Origin of the sequence: Nostoc sp. GT001 (assembly GCF_030382115.1) — a bacterium.
Taxonomy (GTDB): domain Bacteria; phylum Cyanobacteriota; class Cyanobacteriia; order Cyanobacteriales; family Nostocaceae; genus Nostoc.
The window spans coordinates 6,797,699-6,819,618 of record NZ_JAUDRJ010000003.1; the positions used below are offsets into that span (position 1 = coordinate 6,797,699).

A 21,920-nucleotide genomic window follows, 5' to 3' on the forward strand; every position below is an offset into this window, starting at 1 on the left:
TGTAATAGCTAGTTAATAGCCAGTCTGATGATTGCTGTTAGATGATTAATCTTTCTAATCTAGTGAAATTAAATTTGCTCTTTGGTAGTTTTTGCAATGGTGCAATTGCTTTGACAGATTCTTCTGTTAGGTGCTGATTTAGCTAGTAGACTACTTGTATTAGTTAACGGGAACTCAACAAATCTTTCTAGAAAACTCTTGAGTGGAGTAGGTTGATTTGGCAGCGATGTCCCCGTATTAATAAATGTGTAGATTAAAACTATTACTATCAAACTAGTGGTTGCACCAAGACCGATGCCCAGCAGCAAAATAAAGTTTCTATAAGTTAGCAAATAGCTATCATCAGCCTTGTGGTTGATGTCAGCAGATTGTGAAGAATGTGACAACGCTACATCAGAATTAAGTGCTTGTAAAGCTTCTGTGGCAGACTGATAACGCTGGTTGTAGCGATCGCGAACCATTGTATCTAAAATATTTGCCAGAGCATCACTTACCTCTGCCTTGTCGCGCCAGATAACTTCTCCAGTACTGGGATCTTCTGGTAATTGCTCAGGTATTAGACCTGTTAAAGCTTGAATGCCAATCATCCCGACTGCATAGATATCGCTGCAAAGTTTTGGCTTTCCTTTAGCTTGTTCGCTTGGCATATAGCCAGGAGTGCCAACAGCAATTGTTAAGCCTGCTCCCAAAGCACCAATTTTCTTAATACTGCCAAAGTCAATTAGCACAATCTTTTGATCGGAGTACCGCCGCATTAAGTTTTGAGGCTTAATATCTCGGTGAATAATATCGTGTTGGTGGACGAAGGCTAACACTTCTAGGATGTCTTTTAATAAATTTAAGACTGTATTCTCTTTAAGACGCTGACCTGGGACAATTTCTTGAGTCAACGCATGACCATCAATAAATTCCTGGACTAAATAGAAATCTCCATCTTCATTAAAATGGGCAAACAGTCTCGGAATTTGATCGTGGTCGTTGCCTAGCTGATATAAAACTTCCGCTTCCCGATCGAATAGCTTTTTAGCGATGGGTAGAACAGCAGGGTTAGAATCTTTCGGGTGGAAATGTTTAACGACACAATGAGGTTGTCCTGGTAAATCCAAGTCAATAGCCAAGTAGGTATCACCAGAACCTCCGCTTCCTAAGTGTTTGACAATCTCAAAGCGATTCCGAAGTGTTTTTCTGTTGAGCGAGTATCTATGCCTGTTACGTGTAGCACCCCCTACTAAGTAAGTATCACCAGATTCTCCGCTTCCCATCACTTTGACAGTTTCAAAGCGACTTCGGAGTGTTTTTCTGACTAGAGGGTTCTGGCTCATGTGGCGTATACTACTTCTTTATTTACTGACCATTCAGAGCTTGAGTGAGGTTATGGATAACTGCTTGCTGCTAGATATACTGGTATTTGCGGCAGTTAGCCATCGCGCGACCTATGTTTGGATACTTTGTTGCTTAATTGCTTGATTGCTTTGTTTAATACTCTTATAAGTATCTTAATACAAAATTAATTTATGAAACACTTCTGTAATATTATCACTTAAGTAAATTTAACACTAGTCCACAGGATTTAAACTGTGGGCAGAGAATAATTAATATTTATGAGTCAGGATGGTTATTTGTTTTAACTGTTAAGTCTGATTACTGACAAAACCTTGAACAGTGAAATTTAAAGGCACAAATACCTTTACGGTGTTCGCCACAGTTTTGTTACCAGATTTTAGTCGTTACTAACTGCGATCGCGTTGTCAGATCAATGTGAGTTTGACGAAAAAACTAAAAAATATCGGGTAAGTTTTTGAGTTAAATATCGAGTGATGGTTTTTGAAGTAAATTAGTTGTAATTTTTATTTAACTTTTTTAGGCAACCGATAAATATGCGTTATCTGTAGCCATTAGACCTCTTGCAAAAGTGCTTTTTGCAAGAGGGGGAAAAGGGTAAAGGTTAAAGGGGAAGGGGACAATACAGAACCTTTTCCCCTTCCCCCTTACCCTTTTCCCGACTTATGCAAGAAGTCTATTGTATAAGGGTAGCACTGCTACGTCTCTACAATCTTTTTCACTGATATTTTTATTCTGTTAATTAAAAAAGCCCCCTAGTGGGGGCTTATGAAGTTGTCCGCGTGGATTGAACAACTAATTAATTAATACTTACAGTAGATACAGTAATCCGAACAAAATAATCCAAATCACGTCAACGAAGTGCCAGTAGATTTCGGCTGCTTCAATACCAAAGTGCTTTTCGTTACTATAGTGACCCGGAGTGCGCGATCGCCACAACACAGCAACAATTGCCAAAACGCCGATGGTAACGTGCAATCCGTGAAAACCAGTCAAAACGTAAAATGCACTAGCAAATAAATTGGTAGTCAAACCAAATTCCAAATGGGTATATTCATATACTTGACCTATCAAGAAAATAGCACCCATTGCAGCGGTAATTGCTAACCAGATTTGCGCACCCTTTGCATCATTCTTTTTAATAGCAGTGTCGGCATTGTGCATGACAAAACTACTAGAAATTAGATTGATAGTGTTGACTCCAGGTAATAAGAGTTCTAACTCTGGAGTACCTGCTGGTGGCCATGCAGGTAAGGTAGCACGGAAAGCCAAGTAGGCTCCGAACAGTCCCATAAAAATCATCCCTTCAGCAATCAGGAAAACATATAGTCCAAACAGGCGATGGTCTGGATGTTCTTCGTGATGACCGACAGATGCTTCTGCTGCGTGGTGATGATTCAGTTCCGTTTTAGCTGGGTCAATAGTTTGACTTTGCATGAATTTTTATAAGTGGGGAATGGGGAATGGGGAATTGGGAATGGGGAATTGGGAATGGGGAATGGGGAGCAGAGGAGAAGAAATTCCTAGTCCCCAGTTCCCTGTTTATTTGCGGTCTTCTGGATTAGCGGCAACCGCTGGATCGGGTTCTGCTCTTAATACTGAGTTTGGCCCACCAGATAAGATTGGATTGGGATCATATAAAGGTACACCTTCATTAGCATGTTCCAAACCGTAGTCGTAGGGGCCTGTAGCCAGCACTGGGGTTTGATCGAAATTTTCGATCGCAGGTGGTGAGGTAGTCATCCACTCTAAGGTCAATGCTCTCCAAGGATTATTACCAGCTTTCTCGCCGTACAACCAACTCCAAATCGCATTGATGATGAAGGGAAATGTCGAAATTGCCAGTATGTAAGAACCATAGGTGCAGATTTCGTTCAATGTGGTGAATTTGGGATCGTATTGGGCGATACGGCGATTCATGCCCATTAAACCCAGTTTGTGCATGGGTAAAAAGGTCATGTTTAGACCGACAATTGTCAAGGCAAAGTGAACCTTACCCCAAAATTCGTTTACCATCCGTCCCGTCATTTTCGGGAACCAGTGGTAAATAGCTGCAAAAATTCCTAATACGCTACCGCCAAATAGGACGTAGTGCAAGTGGGCAACCACAAAATAAGTATCGTGAACGTGAATATCAAAGGGCACTGCTGCCAACATCACGCCACTAATCCCGCCGATTACAAAAGTGCCGACAAAGCCGATGGCAAATAACATGGCACTATTAAGCTGGATTTTTCCACCCCACATTGTTGCTAACCAGCTGAAAATTTTAATTCCTGTGGGTACGGCAATGATCATGGTGGTGATCATAAAAAACATCCGCAACCAACCGGGGATACCGCTGGTAAACATGTGGTGCGCCCAAACAATTAGCCCCAAAAAGCTAATAGCAAGAGACGAATAAGCGATCGCTTTATAGCCAAAAATTGGCTTGCGGGAATGAATGGGGATAATTTCTGAAATTGCGCCAAAGAAGGGCAAAATCATGATATAAACCGCTGGGTGGGAGTAAAACCAGAACATGTGTTGGTATACTACTGGGTCGCCCCCGCCAGTTGGGTTAAAGAATGTTGTCCCGGCAATTAAGTCAAAGGCAAGCAGAATCAAACCTGCTGCTAAGACTGGGGTTGATACCAAAACTAGGCACGAAGTGGCGAACATCGCCCAGCAGAACAAGGGCATTTTGTGAATGTCCATGCTGGGGATACGCATCTTGATCAATGTCACCAGGAAATTTATCGACCCCAAAATTGAGGACGTACCCAGCAGCAGGACACTCATAATCCAAATGCCTTCGCCCACTTGCCCTGTCACCAAACTCAGGGGAGGGTAGGAAGTCCAACCGGCATCTGGTGCATCGCCTACCACTAAACTGGCGATTAGCAACACACCCGCAGGGGGAATCATCCAAAAGGCAACAGCATTCAGCCGAGGAAATGCCATATCTTTTGCCCCAATCATTAGGGGAATTAGATAGTTAGCAAACCCTGCCCCGGCTGGCACAATCCACAAGAAAATCATGATCGTGGCGTGCAGTGTAAACAGACTGTTGTAGACTTCCGGGGTGACAAAATCTACCTCTGGGGTTCGCAATTCCGTGCGAACCAAATCAGCCATCACGCCGCCAATGCAGTAGAAAATAAACGAAGTGACTAGATATTGAATCCCAATCACCTTATGGTCGGTTTGAAAACCAAAGAAGTCTTGCCATTTTCTGACCCCTGGTTCCTCAAGAAGGGCGGGGATATTAGCAGCTTCTTGCAACTGAGCTTGTGTCATAGTCATTAGTCATTGGTCATTAGTCATTAGTCATTAGTCATTGGATTTTGACTAAATAACATATTGATTAATGGTGAACTTGATGGAGGATTTCTGGTTTAATTCCCATGTCCTTGGTATAAGGCGCAAGAAATTCATGTGGGGATAGATCGGCAGGGTTAACAGCGATCGCTTGATTTAGTGTTTCTTTGCTAGCAACTAGCTGTTCTTGTACCCATTTATCAAAGGCTTCTTGTGGCTCAACAACTACTGGCGCTCTCATCGCACCGTGGTAGGGGCCACAAAGTTCAGCACAGATTAGGACATAATCTCCTACTTTTTGAGGGGTGAAGCGAATCTCGCTTTGCCTACCGGGGATCGCATCTTGTTTCAGTCGGAACTCTGGAACCCAGAAGGCATGAATGACATCGTTGGCTGTCATGCTGATTTGCACTTCTCGCCCAATGGGGACGTGCATTTCACCTGTAGTTATACCAGTTTCAGGATATGTGAAAATCCAGGCATATTGTAGACCAGTGACGTTGACTTGTAATTCTGCTGGTTTGCCTGCTTTTTCAGGAGTGCCGCCAATTGTCGGAGCAACACTACCTACACCTGGGGCATTCCGCAGTTGGGGAATTTGGTCAGCATTACGAACTTCTGCCGTAGCTGGGTCTTGCATTGCCTCATCAGATTTTTCTTGATTGAGGTTCGGTTCGGTGTCAGGAGGTGTATCGCTTAAAGTCGCAGCGATTGCGGTTCCAGGCATTGCCATTGACTCCTGACTCATCGGTGCTTCATGGATAGAATGGGGATCAAAGCCACCGATTTCGTTGTACACATCAAAGCTGTAAACAGAAATACCGATAACGATAATTGCTGGGATCGCCGTCCAGAGAATTTCTAAAGGTATATTACCTTCAACTGGTGGGCCGTCTTCATTGTCACCTGCACGCCGACGATATCTAAATGCAGAGTAAATTAAAATACCTTCAACGAGCAGAAATATCCCTGTAGAAACGATCATCATCGCGTTGAACAGACCATCCACCAAGACGGCTTCATCAGTGGCGGCTGCTGGCAACAGACCGTGATTTTGACCGTACCAAAGGCTGGCTAGCGTTAGCACGATGCCAATGAGTAATGTCCAGATGGAACTTGGAATCTTCACGGCTTACTTAATTGAATTTACTATGTTATCTCGAAGCTACTCACTTACTAAGGTAGTCTAGGCTGTCAGACATGGGGGACAAAGGTCTGAAATTTTTATTAATTTTTTTGGCTATTTTAGTAATTTTGAGTATGAGTTTACTATCATACAACGCCAAAAATAGATGCAAACCAGTGAAAAAATTTAAGAAAAAATTTAGAATGCTTAAATTAATTGTCATTAATCAATTTTTGACATCTTGAAAAATACCTAAAGCTTCAGGCAAAACCTTGCCAGAGTGATTCAAAGTATAAGTGAGTGCTAATCTATAAACCCTTAGCCTATACGCTAGGGTGAAGATGGGACGCTAAAAGAAAATTGAAAATTTTAAGAGATCCACCAAGAGCGGGCAGAAGGTATCCTTCATGAGCGAATTTGTCCTACAACAACAAAATGAAGCGGCAGTTGAGCAGCAAAAGCCCAAGGAAATGATTCGTCGCTTGGTGTGGAAAATATGCATAGCCACCTTAATTTTGATGGCAATAGGCAGTGCCACCCGCGTGATGAATGCTGGACTTGCTTGCCCAGACTGGCCCTTATGCTATGGCGAACTCGTGCCAGCCAAGCAGATGAATCTCCAGGTATTCCTGGAGTGGTTTCACAGATTGGATGCAGCTTTAATTGGTTTAAGCGCGATCGCACTCTTCGGTTTGTCCTGGTGGCATCGTCGTTTCTTACCCTCTTGGCTGCCTTGGGCATCTACATTCGCCCTGTTTTTAATCGTCTTCCAAGGCGTTTTGGGGGGACTCACCGTCACCGAACTGTTGCGGTTTGATATCGTTACCGCCCATTTAGGCACGGCGCTATTGTTTTTTAGCACCCTCTTGATTATCGGCACAGCACTCACACCCTATCAGGGGACTGGAACCGTTGGTAAGTTACCTTGGGTCAGTTTAACTGCTGCTGTTTTAGTTTACCTGCAAAGTCTGCTAGGTGCTTTGGTCGGCTCTCGCTGGGCGCTACATCAATGCCTCGGCGGTTCTCAACTTTGTACTGTAATGTACAGCCATATTGCTGGTTTAGTGCCGCCAACAGTGGCAACCTTGGCAATGGTATTTATCTGTTGGCGGACACCAGCACTACATCCAGCCTTGCGGCGACTGGCAAATATGGCTGGTGGGTTGTTGACGTTACAAATCTTGTTGGGATTTGCCACCTTCAAATTACATCTCCAAGTCGAACCTCTCACAGTCTCTCACCAAGCGATAGGAGCAGCTTTGCTGGGTACTTTGGTGGCTTTCACAGTTCTCGCATTGCGTGACTGGGCTACTAGCCGCGAGATCACAGTCTTGAGCAATGAGTGCTGAGTATGGAGTCAGAGAACAAAGGGAGTAGTGGAAGCAAGAATTCCTAACTCTTGTACAGACGCGATTAATCGTGTCTCTAACTCCTAACTGAGCACTAAATTATGGCCGCAACGGCGAGTATTGCGACCCACGCAGGTGCAGAAAATCTGTGTTTTCATTTGCCTGAAAGAGCCAGCTTGAGCGGGGGCTGCATATAAGTTGTTGAAAAATAAGGAACCAGAGCCAAAATGATTGAGACTAATGTCTCTCGCCACCACGAAACATTTTTACAGGTAGTTCAAAGTTACTACCAGCTAACGAAGCCTCGGATTATTCCGTTGCTTTTGATTACCACGGCTGGGAGTATGTGGATTGCTGCTAAGGGAGAAGTAGACCCATTGCTGTTGCTAGTAACTCTCACTGGTGGCACTTTGGCTGCTGCAAGCGCCCAGACGATTAACTGTGTCTATGACCGGGATATTGATTATGACATGGAGCGGACGCGCCATCGTCCGATACCTTCGGGTAAGGTGCAGCCACGCGATGCTCTAATTTTTGCGATCGCGCTGGCGACGATTTCCTTTACACTCCTAGCAGTATTTGCCAACCTGTTAGCCGCCCTGCTAGCCTTCTCTGGCATCGTCTTTTACATTTTGGTCTATACCCACTGGCTGAAACGCCACACCACCCAGAATATCGTTGTTGGTGGAGCGGCTGGGGCAATTCCGGCGTTAGTGGGTTGGGCTGCTGTGACGGGTACATTAAGCTGGTCAGCATGGTTAATTTTTGCCATCGTCTTTTTGTGGACACCGCCCCATTTCTGGGCTTTAGCTCTAATGATTCGGGACGATTACGCAAAGGTTGGGATACCAATGCTACCTGTGATCGAAGGTGATACGGCAACCGTGAAGCAGATTTGGTACTATACGCTGGTGACAGTATTTGCAACTGTGTTATTGGTTTATCCTTTGGGTGCAAGTGGAATTCTTTATGCTGCGATCGCTCTAAGTCTGGGAGGATTATTTATCCACAAATCTTGGCGGCTGTTGCAAAATCCAGAGGATCGCACTGTCGCTAGAGAGTTGTTTCTCTATTCCATCTCCTACATGATGCTGTTGTGTCTGGGAATGGTAGTTGATAGTCTTCCCGTTACCCATAATCTAATTAATGCAGCGATCAATCAGTTGCATTTTATAGCTTAGGGGATGGAAAATTTAGCGATCGCGTTTGGTAAAGGGGCGCGATCGCATTTTTGGAAATTAAAAAATATACATAATAATTAGAGATTGGCAGATTTGCGATTTCTACGATGGGCTACGCCTACGCGAGTATAATTTCACTCATAACCAAATTGATTAAAAAGCTGAATGAACTTGTAAAAAATCTAAATGTTGACAAATTACATTCATACAGGAATGCACAAAGCAACCTACGAGTTGCTTGAGGATGGAACTTTCTATGGTGAAATTCCAGAATGTCAGGGAGTGTGGGCAAATGCTGCAACACTAGAGGCTTGCCGGGAAGATTTGCAAGATGCTCTTGAAGGATGGATTATTTTAGGATTGCGTTTGGGTCATACTCTACCTATACTCGATGGTGTTGACCTGAATTTCACCAAAGAGATTGCCTAATGCCACCCTTTGGATCGATTAATCGGCGGGATCTGATTCGTTATTTGAAAGATGCAGGTTTTGATGGGCCTTACCCAGGTGGTAAGCATCAATACATGGTGAAAGGTGAATCAAAATTAACAATTCCCAATCCGCATCAGGGAGACATCAGTTCAAGCTTACTAAATAAAATATTACGTCAAGCTAATATAAGCAGAGATGAATGGGAGGCGTTATAACTGTTGTAAACTTACAAAAGCGATCTCATTTCTAAAACTTCTAATTCAAAAGTGAAAATTTTTAATACCTTATGATTTCAGTAAGATTATTCGCGGACGATTTTCTTCATTAGGAAAATGGCAGTGAACTGCATTACGGATCATTCCTTTTAGTGTTTTTATATCGTCAGCCTGAGTAAAAATTGACTCGGTTAAAGCTCTAGCTGTATAACCACCATCTGGATCATCTTCAACGATAAACACAATTTCAGTCATAGCTAATCTTTCCTTAACTACTAAATTTTATAATTTACAAGCCTTGATGTAAGGGCAGAGAGTCTTTTTCTTCTTCCATCTAATCTCATACTCCATACTGCTCTGGGTAGTTGTCCTACCGGAGCAGCTAATGTAAATGATAGAAATTCATAAGGTTTCCAATTATTTTTAATCCGCCATCCTAGAGACTCACCGAAATATTTCCAGGTTTCCAAATCTAAGTCAGGTTTTCCCCCAACGCTGTCCCATATTTGCTTCTGGATACTAAAACCAAAGCGCCCATTACTATATTTTACCCACAAGCGATCAATAGTTAAAAGGTCTTGACAGGGAAACTCTTTTATATCTTCTACTCTGAGGTAACATTCTTTTTCTCGATGAGATATTTCAAGCATAAGCTTCCAGGTTTCTTGATCAGCTTCTCTCCATTTTCCAGATGCTAGTAGCTTTTGCAAAATTGTATAATCTATCCCTAGTGCTGAATTTAGATTATCAGCATTAAGAGCTTGTATAACCTCATCAACAGATTGATAGCGTTCTTTCACATAATCCTGAATTAACTTATCTAAAACTTGCCCAAAGTCAGGATTAATACTTTGTGGTAAATATTTTATCCAAATCCAGCAACCCCTGAGCGCATCATAAAGTTCATCATAACCATCTGCTTTTGGTAAACATTGCGTTAACAGCCGAATACAAGTTACGCCCAAACTATAAAGATCACTTGCAGGAAAAACTTGACCACGCATTTGCTCTAATGGTGTATATCCAGGCGTTCCTACTGTTGTGCCAACACCTACAAAAGTTTTTGTAATTTGTTTAGAAACACCAAAATCAATTAATATTAACTTGCCATCCAGACGGCGCATGATATTTTCTGGCTTGATGTCTCGATGAATTACACCGCGTTCATGAATAAACTTTAAGATAGGCAATAAATCAGTTAAAAGCTGTTTTATCTTTTCTTCGCTAAAGACTCCCTGCTGCTGCAATTCTTGTAATAAATTCTGCCCCTCAATTAACTCTTGTACCAAATAAAGCCTTTTATCCTGTTCAAAATAAGCAATCAGGCGGGGAATTTGCGGGTGTTCTCCCAAATCATACAGACGCTTCGCTTCTTGCTTAAATAACTCCGTAGCTTTTTCAAGTGCAGCCGTTCCTTCTAATTGAGGGACAAATTGCTTAATTACGCAAGGTTCGTCTATCTTATCTACATCCCTAGCTTCATAAGTTCTGCTAAATCCACCCTCACCCAAAAGTCGTATTACCCGAAAACGGTTTCTAAATAATGGTGTGAGTATTTTTCCACACTTAATACAAAACTTATTGTTATCAGGATTAAAAGGATTTGCACAACTAGAATTAGAACAGTAAAGCATATTTGGGAATATATCAGCAGATAGTGTCTATGTTCAGTTTTCCCAATTTCTGCTTACTGGGTTTCACGAGTCTTGATATTTTTGAGCGGATTTACTTCTAGTGGCGGCTACAGTCTCAAGTTACTTTTGCTAGCGTAGTGATATAAGGTTTATCGATCCCCCAGTAAGTGGCTGGAAGCAAAAGGATTAATATGGCTCATTTAAATCAGCGTCGTCCCCAAAATGTCAACGGCGATTTTTATGTAGATACTACCTGTATTGATTGTGATACCTGTCGCTGGATGGCTCCTGAAGTATTTTATGATGTTGACGATCAATCGGCTGTTTATCATCAACCAACGAATGAGGCTGAAAGATTAACCGCACTGCAAGCACTTTTAGCTTGTCCTACTAGTTCCATTGGCACTGTTGAGAAACCAAAAGATATCAAAGCTGCTCAACAAAGTTTTCCAATATTAGTAACAGAAAATATTTACCACTGCGGCTATCATTCTGAAAAATCTTACGGTGCTGCTAGCTATTTAATTCGACTTCCAGAAGGTAACATTTTGGTGGATTCTCCCCGGTTTACGCCGCCTTTAGTCAAGCGTTTAGAAGAACTGGGGCCAATTCGTTATATGTATTTAACTCATAAGGATGATGTGGCAGATCATCAAAAGTTTGTCGAGCATTTTCAGTGCGATCGCATCCTCCACGTTGATGATATTACTGCGGATACTCGCAATGTAGAAATACAGCTAACTGGTTCTGAACCATTTACCTTGACTCCAGATTTATTAATTATTCCAGTTCCCGGTCACACTAAAGGACAAACAGTCCTACTTTATAAAAATAAGTTTCTCTTCACTGGCGATCATCTCGCTTGGTCAGAAAGCTTCCACCAACTAGCTGCATTCCACAATGCCTGCTGGTATTCTTGGTCAGAACAGACTAAATCAATGCGTAACTTGGCTAATTACTCTTTTGAATGGGTGCTACCAGGTCATGGACGAAGATTTCATGCTGATAGGGAAACCATGCGGCAGCAGATGCACAAGTGTATTGAGTTGATGGAATCTTTGAATTGACATTAACAAACCTAACCCCCTTCCCGATACGAAAAGCGGGAAAATTCAAAGTCTCTCTCCTTTTAGGAGAGAGATTTAGAGAGAGGTCAAACTGTATTGCATACAAACCAGAAGCGCTATAACCTGGGTTTTAGAACCCTTTTAACCAAACACGGATTATGAAAAAGCTGATCAACAAGCCGGAAGACTTTGTGCGGGAAAGTCTAGAAGGTATGGCGGCGGCTCATTCCGATTTAATTAAACTGAACCATGACCCTGCTTTTGTCTATCGAGCCGATGCACCTATACAGGGTAAAGTAGCAATTATTTCAGGTGGTGGCAGTGGACATGAACCCATGCACGCTGGCTTCGTGGGCAAAGGAATGCTTGATGCAGCTTGTCCTGGTGAGGTTTTCACTTCCCCTACTCCTGATCAAATGCTAGAAGCAGCCAAACGAGTAGATGGAGGCTCTGGTATCCTTTACATCGTCAAAAATTATAGTGGCGATGTGATGAACTTTGAAATGGCAACGGAGTTAGCCCGTAGTGAGGGCATTCGATCACTAAATATTTTGATTGATGACGATGTAGCAGTTAAGGATAGCCTCTATACCCAAGGACGTCGGGGTGTGGGAACAACAATACTGGCGGAAAAAATTTGTGGCGCTGCGGCTGAAGCAGGGTATGATTTGCCACAAATAGCAAATTTATGTCGTCGGGTAAATCTGAATGGGCGAAGTATGGGAATTGCTCTAACATCTTGTACAGTGCCAGCCAATGGAACACCAACATTTGAATTGGGCGATCGCGAAATTGAATTAGGTATCGGTATTCACGGTGAGCCAGGGACAGAACGTACAACTATTAAATCAGTAGACGAGATTACCGAAATTTTAACGCGATCGCTTATTGAGGATGCAGCATACAGCCGCACACTGCGCGAGTGGGATGAAGACAAAGGAGAATGGTTAGATGTAGAACTAACAAATCTACCATTTGCAAAAGGCGATCGCTTATTAGCTTTCGTCAATAGTATGGGTGGAACCCCGATTTCTGAACTGTATATTGTTTACCGCAAACTCGCTCAAATCTGCGAACAGCAAGGATTGCAAATTGTGCGAAACTTGATAGGCCCTTACATCACATCTCTAGAAATGCAAGGTTGCTCCATTACCCTGCTGAAATTAGATGATGAGATGATCCGCCTATGGGATGCACCAGTCAAAACACCAAGTTGGCGCTGGGGAATTTCATAATTACGAACTTGTACTGAGTTTCGACTTCGCTCAACTACCGCGTAGCCGTAAAGCCTGCGGCATAGCTACGCTTCGGGCGCAGCCTCTCGTAGAGAAAGAAGTATTACGAATTATTTTAATATGGTGAATCAAGCGCAGATATTGCAATGGTTGCAGGCTTATGCAACCGAGATAGAGCAGAATAAAGCATATTTGACAGAATTAGATGCTGCGATCGGAGATGCTGACCACGGGATCAATATGGATCGCGGCTTTAAAAAGGTAAGCGCTCAGTTACCAACTCTTACAGACAAGGACATCAGCAGCATTCTTAAAGCTGTGAGTATGACCTTAATTTCTTCTATTGGCGGTGCTAGTGGTCCTCTTTATGGCACCTGGTTTTTACGAGCCAGTACAGCAGTAGTTGGTAAGCAAGAATTAACAGAACAAGATGTTTTAGAAATACTCCAAGCAGGCTTAGACGGCGTGGTGCAACGTGGCAAAGCGCAACTAGGAGACAAAACAATGGTGGATGTGCTGTCTCCATCTGTAGCCGCTTTTGGGCAAGCTGTAGAAGAAAGTAAGGGAACGCTGGAAGCTATGCAACAGGCTGTAGTAGCAGCTCAAAAAGGGTTGCAGGAAACTATACCAATGCAAGCGAAAAAGGGACGGGCTAGCTACCTGGGAGAACGGAGTATCGGACATCCAGACCCAGGAGGGACTTCTGCTTATTTGATGTTGAAAAGTTTGTTAGGGGTATTGGAAACCTAAACATTACAACTTATCTAATTATCTGATTCACAACAGATGTACTTTGAATACGCCATTTACTTCGTTCTCGAATCAAATCATACCGAACTCGCAAATTATCGTTAGAAGAGTTTTTAAACTGACCATTTTCATATAACTGCGTCGCTTCCTTCACCGTAGCTACCACTGCGGCACGATCTGCGAATAAATCAATTTTTTCTACAGATTCCACCTTTACGCTATGGTCGTACTTGCGGTAGCGGTTGTCAGACCTAGCTTGTTGAGCGATCGCCCGCCATTGAGACAAAGCTGAACCAGTTAAAATCTGCTCTAAATTATTAATCTCATGATTCGGCCCTAAAGCTTCGGCTTTAGTAGATAGCCAAGTGCGAATGATTTCCTCTGCCGCTGCATTTGTTAAAGGGCCATCTAATCCTTGTGGTGGACTATTTGGAGGGGGAATAGATATTGGTGGTTGATTTATTTGTACAAACAACTGTGAAGGAGGTACAGATCGTGTCGGAAAAAACAGATTTTTTAACCATCCAAAAGTTGTTGTGGCTAACACCCAGAAAACTAAAATACTCACTAAAGAAATAAACACTCTCCATACCAGCCGTGTTTTTCCTTCGATGGTGTTAGCAAAAGTTCGCCGCCGCCGAGGACGCCGAGAATAAGGACGATTATCGGGTACACGCTCCCTGATATTAGATGGAGTAGGCTTTCTCCGCCGACGCTTTTGGTTATGAGCAGGTGTAGCACTTTTAGCTGAACCGTTCAAATGCTCCTTTGTGCCTCTGCTCGTTCGTTCAGCAGCAGGAACCTCTGATTTTACACTTCCAGATGAATTCCACATCGGTGGTGAGAAGTTTAAATGTTCTGGTGTTTCTGGTAAATCTAGGTCAGGTGTTCTGCTGTGGTTAAATTGCTTTGGAGTCCTAGTTGAATTTTTAGGGAAAGGCGAATTATTTGTCTGTGGCTGGGGAAAATTTTGGGGGTTAATTACAGCCCACTCATTAGTTGTTTCTGCATCCGTTGGCAGTGCTTCTAAATAAGCTTGTACCTGTGGGTTAGCAAAGTAATCTTTTAGAAACGCTTGCTGGTTTGCTAAATCTCGAAAATGGGGAAATACTTCGTGTTGTAACCACTGTTCTGCATATAGACACAGCCCTGGTAATAAATCTGGAGAGTCTTGAGATTTTTCGCGAATAAAAGCTAAAGCTTCATACTCCTGACTAAGTTCTAAAACACGAGTTGCTTCTTCAGTTTGTCCCAAGAGTAACGCACATAACGACTGTTCTAAATGTACATCTTGGCGCTTGCCCAGACGGATGAGCATTTGCCTTGCTTGACGAATTAAAGCTAGTTGCCGTTGAGCAAATCCCCGTGCTATCAAGGCATAAACAGCTAAGTAAGTGGCAACAGCAGAATTGCGTTTACTTTGGGCTTCAAATAACTTGTGCTGCTCGGCAACTGTTAAGTGGTTGCGTAACTGCTGGATAAACCGCAGAAAGTCATCTATGTTTAAACCAGAGTCATCATTATTCGTGCCATCAATCCCGCCACGATCTTCTAAGAGGTTTTGCAATAATTCTAAACCTTGGCTTCGTTCGGCAGTCTTCTCTTGAGGTAGTGCCAACAACTCCAAAATTCGATATGGTCGCAATTTATAAAGATCCGCCTGAATTTCTGCCTGGACACTGGCGAACAACCCTTCGCGTACTAACAGTTCTTGACCAGTTTCTAGGGATATAGCGGCATTTTCATAGTGACCTTGCTGCCACTGTTCGCGACCTAATTCTAAACAAGCAAGGGCGACAGTGAGAACAACATCAGGATGTTCAGCACTTTCGTGTATTTCTTCGTCTGCTAAATTATTGCCCTTTCTTGCACTTGTAGCACCATTTTTATTTACTAGGTACGGGCGACCTAGTTTTAATACAAGTTCGTATTCCCCCAACTCCTGCAAAAGTAATAAAGCGCCAACTAATTCGTCTTGAGTAATTTCGATACCCAGACTTTGGGTGTCACTACCCCGTTTGGTGCTTTCTGGACGATTTTCCAGTGCTACTGCGGCAGCAGCAAGGTTATCAGGGTCATAGGCGTGAGCAAGATAAAGCTGATCGTAGGTACTGCGTTGTTTTGGATCTGATAAAACCACGTAAGCTTCTTCTATGAGTTGTTTACGAGAAGAAATTGCTGCCTGAGAATACTCACGTCGCGGCAATTGTACAATGCGATCGCTGTATGCTTGTCGCAATTGTTCTTCACTTGCCGCTAACGGTAGTCCTAAAATTCGGTAGTAATCTAGCGGAATTCGCACAGCCTACTTCCCCTGCACCGTGATCAACATAATTCACCTAGAGCTTTCCAGCCTGTAAAACCGTGCCATAAAAATGCCGTATAGAATTTACTCTACAAGTGTATATTGCAACAACTTGTTTTGTACCTTCCCGAAATTTTGAGTCACATTCTAGTACTAATTTTTTGCTTTCGCCTAGAAAGCCTCAATTGCTTGTTTTAATTCTTAGTATTTTTGTTTAACACAACTATTATCAGCCTTCGATACCACAAACCACAACTACCGCTTTTAATCACGGCATAATTATTGTTGTGGCTGGAAGAATCTATTGATGATTGATTTTTTTGGGACTTTTCCACTAGATCGGTAACAAAAATACCACTATTGGGGATTTACCCTGATAACAAGAGAATGAAACTATATCATATTTTACCTTTAATTACAATTACCTATTTGGGTATTATAGATTTTTGCCTCCTTTTTTTTAAATTGTTAATGGATATGCAGAAAGCAGTCTATCTTGATTGCTAGTCTATGAAGGGGAATATTTAAGAGTGCTGAGTTTTGTTAGCGGATAGCTAAGGTTTAGCCTGTGCTGAGTTCTGAGTAAGAAGTAATGAGTAAGACGTAGTACTTGTGAATCTTTTCCTAAGTACTCACTACTCGTAACTGATTTGATGCCTAATCGGTCTAATTTTACTTTTTACTCAGCACGGGCTGAACGCCCCGCTTCCGCTAACGGTACTCAGCACTATTTTGGTGAGAGAGAAAAACCCAAAGCGGTAAATATTGCCGTTAGAGTCAAATCCTCACGGGGCATCATCTGAAAAGTTAAAAATCAAAAATTAAAAATTCAGCTATTCCCTAAGACCCTTTTTTGGTGCATAAATAAAGTTTGTTGAGTCTTACAAACGCTAGCCTGTTAAAAGCTGAGGTGTTATCAGACCAACTTATTTAAGACCGTAAGTTTAAGTTGTACAACAGGGATACTCAAAAATAATGGTTCAAGAGCGTACTTTACCCACATTTAATCCTGCTACTACGCATATTACAAAAGAAGAAGGATTAAGGTTGTATGAGGACATGGTATTAGGGCGCTTGTTTGAAGACAAGTGCGCTGAAATGTACTACAGAGGCAAAATGTTTGGTTTTGTCCATTTGTACAACGGTCAAGAAGCCGTTTGTAGTGGTGTTGTGCAGTCAATGCGACCGGGTGAAGATTACGTTTGCAGTACTTACCGCGACCACGTTCATGCTCTGAGTGCGGGAGTACCAGCAAGGGAGGTAATGGCAGAATTATTTGGCAAAGCCACAGGTTGCAGCAAAGGGCGCGGTGGTTCCATGCACATGTTTTCTGCCGAACATCGCTTGTTGGGTGGCTATGCTTTTGTGGCTGAGGGAATTCCTGTAGCAGCTGGAGCGGCTTTTCAAAGCAAATACCGCCGCGAAGTGCTGGGAGATAAAAATGCTGACCAAGTGACAGCTTGCTTTTTTGGCGACGGTGCAGCTAACAACGGTCAGTTTTTCGAGACACTAAATATGGCAGCCCTCTGGAAACTGCCAATTCTGTTTGTGGTCGAAAATAATAAGTGGGCCATTGGGATGTCTCACGAACGAGCCACTTCCCAACCAGAGATTTATAAAAAAGCCAGTGTCTTTAACATGGTGGGCGTGGAAGTCGATGGCATGGATGTACTAGCAGTTCGAGCCGTGGCTCAAGAAGCTGTAGCCCGTGCCCGTGCTGGTGAAGGCCCAACATTAATTGAAGCGCTTACCTACCGCTTCCGGGGTCACTCCTTGGCAGACCCAGATGAAATGCGAAGCAAAGCGGAGAAAGAATTTTGGTTCGCCCGCGACCCAATTAAGAAGTTGGCAGCTTATTTGGTTGAGCAAAATCTGGCGGATGAGGGAGAAATCAAAGCCATTGACCGTAAAATTCAGGATGTAATCGACGATGCGGTTAAGTTCGCCGAAAGCAGCCCTGAGCCAGACCCTAGCGAGTTATATCGTTTCGTGTTTGCAGAAGACGAATAAACAGTGCTGAGTGATGAGTGGTGAGTGCTGAGTATTTTTTCTACTCAGAACTCAGCACTGCGTACTCAGCACTCCACCTTACCCAGGACTAAAATTTGTGTTTAGCATTGCAGTTCAAAAGCAACAATACAAGACCTATATTCTTTCTGATGAAGCCGCTGGTTCTCAGTTAGAAGTTGTACCAGAACGCGGCGGTATCATCACCCGTTGGCGCATTCAAGGGCAAGAAATTTTTTACCTAGATACTGAACGCTTTACTCATCCTGAGTTGAGTGTTAGAGGTGGAAATCCAATTTTGTTTCCTATTTGTGGCAATCTACCAGATAATACTTACACTCATAACGGTCAAAAATATACTCTCAAACAACATGGTTTTGCCCGTGAATTGCCGTGGAAAGTAACAGAACAAGAGACTGGAGATAAAGCTAGTCTCACTCTTGTTCTTGATAGTAATGAGCAAACTAAGGCAGTTTATCCTTTTGATTTTCAACTAGCTTTCACCTACGAACTTCAAGGTAATACCCTAGAAGTCCGTCAGCAGTATAAAAACTTGTCATCTACACCAATGCCCTTTTCGGCTGGTTTCCATCCCTACTTTCTGTGTGGTGATAAAACTCAGTTAGAGCTTGAAATTCCTTCTAAGCAGTATCAAGACAATCAAACTAAGGAAATTCACTCTTTTGACGGCAATTTTGACTTTAGCCGTGATGAAATTGATTTTGCCTTTGGACAGCTAACGAGTCAATCAGCCACCGCGATAGATCGCAGCCGGAAGTTAAAACTCACCTTGGATTATGATGATTTCTCTACCTACCTGGTATTTTGGACAGTCAAAGGCAAAGAGTTCTACTGTCTAGAACCTTGGAGTGCGACTCGTAACTCTCTCAATACTGGTGATAACCTGACTGTGTTAGCGCCAGGAGCTAGCCACACCGCATCTGTAAGGTTGACGGCTAATTTTTTCTAAACCCCTTTACAAATCTACAGATGTATATGCTATGATTGCAAAGTTGCGAAATGCAGCAAAAGGGTCGCTAACTCAACGGTAGAGTACTCGGCTTTTAACCGATTAGTTCCGGGTTCGAATCCCGGGCGACCCATATTAGAAGTTCATTAAATAATGTAAAGAAGCGATCGCTCATCTTTGTAATTGCAGGAAGGAAAATTTGGGATACTGGGCTACCAGAGCTACTAATTCTAGGGTAGCTAAATGTACAGCAATACAGAGCAGGTGTAGGGCATAGTACAACAGTAGAGAGCAAATATAGAACATATTTATAGTAACTATGGCGTAAAGTTTTTCAACATAGATACACCACACTAGTTATAATTTCCTATAAGTTGAAAAAACTCTTAAGATTTAGCGTAATGATTACGCTTCTCTCACACCGACTAGCTGACAACCACATTAGGAGGACTATCTATGGCGCTTGTACCACTGCGGCTGCTGTTGGATCACGCAGCTGAAAACGGTTACGGCATCCCAGCTTTCAACGTTAACAATTTGGAGCAGATTCAGGCAATCCTGAAAGCTGCTGTCGAGACAGATAGCCCCGTAATTTTACAAGCTTCACGCGGCGCTCGTAATTATGCAGGAGAAAACTTCCTCCGCCACCTGATTTTGGCTGCGGTAGAAACCTATCCTCACATTCCCATTGTCATGCACCAAGATCATGGTAATGCCCCTGCTACTTGCTACTCAGCAATTAAGAACAACTTCACCAGCGTGATGATGGATGGTTCTTTAGAAGCTGATGCGAAAACTCCCGCTAGCTTCGAGTACAACGTTAACGTTACCCGCGAAGTTGTAAACGTAGCTCATGCTTTGGGTGTCAGCGTTGAAGGTGAACTCGGTTGTTTGGGTTCTCTAGAAACTGGTGCTGGCGAAGCTGAAGATGGTCACGGGTTTGAAGGTACACTCGACCACTCACAACTGCTAACCGACCCTGATGAAGCTGTTGAATTCGTAGAAGCAACCCAAGTAGATGCTTTGGCTGTTGCCATTGGCACAAGCCACGGTGCTTACAAGTTTACTCGTAAGCCGACTGGCGAAATTTTGGCCATCAGCCGCATTGAAGAAATTCACCGCCGTCTGCCTAACACCCACTTGGTAATGCACGGTTCTTCTTCTGTACCTGAAGATTTGCTTGCACTGATTAACCAATATGGTGGTGCAATTCCTGAAACCTACGGTGTACCTGTAGAAGAAATCCAAAAAGGCATCAAGAGTGGTGTACGTAAAGTAAATATTGACACCGATAACCGTTTGGCTATTACTGCTGCTGTACGTGAAGCTTTGGCTAAAAAACCAGAGGAGTTTGACCCCCGTCACTTCCTCAAGCCTTCTATTACATACATGCAGAAGGTTTGTGCTGAACGCTATCAGCAATTTGGCACAGCTGGCAACGCCAGCAAGATTAAGCAAATTTCTTTGGAAGATTTTGCTGCTAAGTATGCTAAAGGTGAACTTAACGTTGTTACCAAATCAGCGGCTAAAGTTTAATTTTGACGACAAATAAATAGGGGCATAGTTTTGCTATGCTCCTAAAAAACTGAGGATTTTAATGTTGTCAGAAACCGGGTAAACACCCGGTTTTTTGTTTTGTTCATAAGGACTAGGAATGGGGAATGGGGCATTGGGCATTAGGAGTGCTGTTAGCGGAAAGCTAAGGTTTAGCCCGTGCTGAGTTAAGAGTTAGGAGTTTTGTTTATCTCCTTGTCTCCCTTGTCTCCTTTGTTTCCCCTGCCTCCCCTGCTCTCTACTCCCTAGAACACCCGATGCTGTAAAGAGGGCATTTGACGCCGGACTTGTTCAAGCCTAGTAGGTTTGATTTCTGCGATCGCAATTCCCGGTTTTTCCCCAGCATCAGCTAAAATTACACCCCAAGGGTCGATAATGACCGCATGACCGTGGGTTAGACGACGGGCGTAGTTATTCCCCGTTTGGGCAGGAGCAATGACGTAGGCGGTATTTTCGATGGCTCTGGCTTGTAGTAGTACTTGCCAGTGGTCTTTACCTGTAAAGGCGGTAAAAGCGGCAGGAATAAATATAACATCGGCTCCCTTATTTGCCAGATGACGATACAGTTCCGGGAATCGGACATCATAACAAATAGAAAGCCCTAGATTACCGAGTTTTTCAGAAAAATAGACGGGTGGTAGTTGTGTACCAGCCACAACCGTGCTGGATTCACGATAGGTATTGCCGTCGGGAACATCAACATCAAATAAGTGTACTTTGTAGTAGCGGGCAAGCTCTTGACCGCTGGGGTCGATGAGTAGAGTTGTGTTATAAACTTTGCCTGTATTATCTACAGGAAGTGGAAAGCTGCCGCCCAAGATCGTAACTTGAAAGCGTTGAGCCATTTTTTTGAGAAATTTTTCACTTTCAAGAGCGATCGCATCACCTTGTGCGAGTTTATCTTTTTCTTCTCCCATATAGGAAAAGTTTTCTGGCAAACCTACCAATTCAGCACCTTGACGCACGGCAAGCTCTATTAATTCTTCTGCCTGTGCCAAATTTTTATGTAAATCGGGCACACTGGTCAATTGAATAGCGGCGGCTAAATAAGACTTCATAGATTCAACAACGAACAGTTGATTTATGGAAGATAGATTATCAAAATATATCGCTACTTCAAAATCTGTGGAACTTAATTAGAAATCCATCAGGGTTCCTTTTCTTTAACAGACTTGTTTTATTGCTGCTCTTAATCTTCCTCTGGGTTCTAGCGAACTGAATAATATTGCGATGAGTTGCGATCAAACCCTGATAAAAGCAGCCTGATATGAATATTTCTGTATTACAGAGCAACTAAATTTATTTATTGGGGATTGTTACACCAAATTCTATACGAATCATGTTTGATTTTGTTAATTTGAATTCGGAGCGTATCCCTTTCTTAAACAAGTTACGCACAGTCTCTTGTAGACAATCAATCTACGTAACTTAGCTTTTGGTTTTTTGTTGGCGGC

General features: G+C 42.9%; 19 protein-coding genes and 1 tRNA gene. 12 read left to right on the plus strand and 8 right to left on the minus strand.

What is annotated here, in order from left to right; translation table 11 throughout:
* Positions 1 to 68: 68 nt before the first annotated feature.
* The 4 genes from QUD05_RS31680 to QUD05_RS31695 all read right to left on the minus strand — a co-directional run bounded on the left by QUD05_RS31680 (position 69) and on the right by QUD05_RS31695 (position 5,770).
* Positions 69 to 1,322, minus strand: coding sequence for a serine/threonine-protein kinase (locus QUD05_RS31680; protein ID WP_289799501.1), 1,254 nt, complete (start codon positions 1,320 to 1,322; stop codon positions 69 to 71).
* 829 nt (positions 1,323 to 2,151) lie between these two features.
* Positions 2,152 to 2,778, minus strand: a complete 627-nt coding sequence (locus QUD05_RS31685) for a cytochrome c oxidase subunit 3 (RefSeq protein ID WP_289799502.1) — start codon at positions 2,776 to 2,778, stop codon at positions 2,152 to 2,154.
* Positions 2,779 to 2,883: 105 nt separating this feature from the next.
* A complete protein-coding gene (gene ctaD, locus QUD05_RS31690) occupies positions 2,884 to 4,620 on the minus strand; it encodes a cytochrome c oxidase subunit I (RefSeq protein ID WP_289800129.1) in 1,737 nt (578 codons plus the stop codon).
* 67 nt (positions 4,621 to 4,687) lie between these two features.
* A complete protein-coding gene (locus tag QUD05_RS31695; protein WP_289799503.1) occupies positions 4,688 to 5,770 on the minus strand; it encodes a cytochrome c oxidase subunit II in 1,083 nt (360 codons plus the stop codon).
* A 404-nt stretch (positions 5,771 to 6,174) separates the two neighbouring features.
* On the opposite strand from QUD05_RS31695, the gene QUD05_RS31700 reads away from it, so the two are divergent.
* The 4 genes from QUD05_RS31700 to QUD05_RS31715 all read left to right on the plus strand — a co-directional run bounded on the left by QUD05_RS31700 (position 6,175) and on the right by QUD05_RS31715 (position 8,944).
* Positions 6,175 to 7,116, plus strand: a complete 942-nt coding sequence (locus QUD05_RS31700) for a COX15/CtaA family protein (protein ID WP_069071819.1) — start codon at positions 6,175 to 6,177, stop codon at positions 7,114 to 7,116.
* A 227-nt stretch (positions 7,117 to 7,343) separates the two neighbouring features.
* The gene (locus tag QUD05_RS31705) at positions 7,344 to 8,297 is read left to right on the plus strand and encodes a heme o synthase (RefSeq protein WP_289799504.1); all 954 of its coding nucleotides are present in this window, start codon (positions 7,344 to 7,346) and stop codon (positions 8,295 to 8,297) included.
* Positions 8,298 to 8,483: 186 nt separating this feature from the next.
* Positions 8,484 to 8,726, plus strand: coding sequence for a type II toxin-antitoxin system HicB family antitoxin (locus QUD05_RS31710; RefSeq protein ID WP_289799505.1), 243 nt, complete (start codon positions 8,484 to 8,486; stop codon positions 8,724 to 8,726).
* Positions 8,726 to 8,944, plus strand: coding sequence for a type II toxin-antitoxin system HicA family toxin (locus QUD05_RS31715; RefSeq protein ID WP_289799506.1), 219 nt, complete (start codon positions 8,726 to 8,728; stop codon positions 8,942 to 8,944). Before QUD05_RS31710 ends, QUD05_RS31715 begins: the two co-directional genes overlap by 1 nt.
* 69 nt (positions 8,945 to 9,013) lie before the next feature.
* On the opposite strand, the gene QUD05_RS31720 is transcribed toward QUD05_RS31715, so the two are convergent.
* The gene (locus tag QUD05_RS31720) at positions 9,014 to 9,199 is read right to left on the minus strand and encodes a 2-oxoisovalerate dehydrogenase E1 subunit beta (protein ID WP_289799507.1); all 186 of its coding nucleotides are present in this window, start codon (positions 9,197 to 9,199) and stop codon (positions 9,014 to 9,016) included.
* 20 nt (positions 9,200 to 9,219) lie between these two features.
* Entirely contained in the window at positions 9,220 to 10,578 is a 1,359-nt protein-coding gene (locus QUD05_RS31725) for a serine/threonine-protein kinase (protein WP_289799508.1), read from the minus strand.
* A 191-nt stretch (positions 10,579 to 10,769) separates the two neighbouring features.
* Here QUD05_RS31725 and QUD05_RS31730 point away from each other — a divergent pair, with 191 nt between their 5' ends.
* The 3 genes from QUD05_RS31730 to dhaL all read left to right on the plus strand — a co-directional run bounded on the left by QUD05_RS31730 (position 10,770) and on the right by dhaL (position 13,630).
* On the plus strand, positions 10,770 to 11,645 hold the full coding sequence (locus QUD05_RS31730; protein ID WP_289799509.1) for an MBL fold metallo-hydrolase: 876 nt from the start codon (positions 10,770 to 10,772) through the stop codon (positions 11,643 to 11,645).
* Positions 11,646 to 11,803: 158 nt separating this feature from the next.
* Positions 11,804 to 12,880: a dihydroxyacetone kinase subunit DhaK gene (dhaK, locus tag QUD05_RS31735; RefSeq protein WP_289799510.1), complete on the plus strand. Its 1,077-nt coding sequence runs from the start codon at positions 11,804 to 11,806 to the stop codon at positions 12,878 to 12,880.
* A gap of 120 nt (positions 12,881 to 13,000) precedes the next feature.
* Entirely contained in the window at positions 13,001 to 13,630 is a 630-nt protein-coding gene (gene dhaL / locus QUD05_RS31740; RefSeq protein ID WP_289799511.1) for a dihydroxyacetone kinase subunit DhaL, read from the plus strand.
* 10 nt (positions 13,631 to 13,640) lie between these two features.
* Here dhaL and QUD05_RS31745 read toward each other — a convergent pair whose 3' ends face one another.
* Entirely contained in the window at positions 13,641 to 15,932 is a 2,292-nt protein-coding gene (locus QUD05_RS31745; protein ID WP_289799512.1) for an IMS domain-containing protein, read from the minus strand.
* Positions 15,933 to 16,588: 656 nt separating this feature from the next.
* Here QUD05_RS31745 and QUD05_RS31750 point away from each other — a divergent pair.
* From QUD05_RS31750 to fba, 5 genes are all read left to right on the plus strand, one after another.
* Entirely contained in the window at positions 16,589 to 16,738 is a 150-nt protein-coding gene (locus QUD05_RS31750) for a hypothetical protein (protein WP_289799513.1), read from the plus strand.
* Between the two features lie 172 nt (positions 16,739 to 16,910).
* The gene (gene pdhA, locus QUD05_RS31755; RefSeq protein ID WP_289799514.1) at positions 16,911 to 17,945 is read left to right on the plus strand and encodes a pyruvate dehydrogenase (acetyl-transferring) E1 component subunit alpha; all 1,035 of its coding nucleotides are present in this window, start codon (positions 16,911 to 16,913) and stop codon (positions 17,943 to 17,945) included.
* A 97-nt stretch (positions 17,946 to 18,042) separates the two neighbouring features.
* A complete protein-coding gene (locus QUD05_RS31760) occupies positions 18,043 to 18,912 on the plus strand; it encodes an aldose epimerase family protein (protein ID WP_289799515.1) in 870 nt (289 codons plus the stop codon).
* A gap of 61 nt (positions 18,913 to 18,973) precedes the next feature.
* Positions 18,974 to 19,045: transfer RNA gene (locus tag QUD05_RS31765), tRNA-Lys, on the plus strand.
* Between the two features lie 323 nt (positions 19,046 to 19,368).
* On the plus strand, positions 19,369 to 20,448 hold the full coding sequence (fba, locus tag QUD05_RS31770) for a class II fructose-bisphosphate aldolase (protein ID WP_190940262.1): 1,080 nt from the start codon (positions 19,369 to 19,371) through the stop codon (positions 20,446 to 20,448).
* A 263-nt stretch (positions 20,449 to 20,711) separates the two neighbouring features.
* On the opposite strand, the gene QUD05_RS31775 is transcribed toward fba, so the two are convergent.
* A complete protein-coding gene (locus QUD05_RS31775) occupies positions 20,712 to 21,524 on the minus strand; it encodes a carbon-nitrogen hydrolase family protein (RefSeq protein WP_289799516.1) in 813 nt (270 codons plus the stop codon).
* Positions 21,525 to 21,920 lie beyond the last annotated feature (396 nt).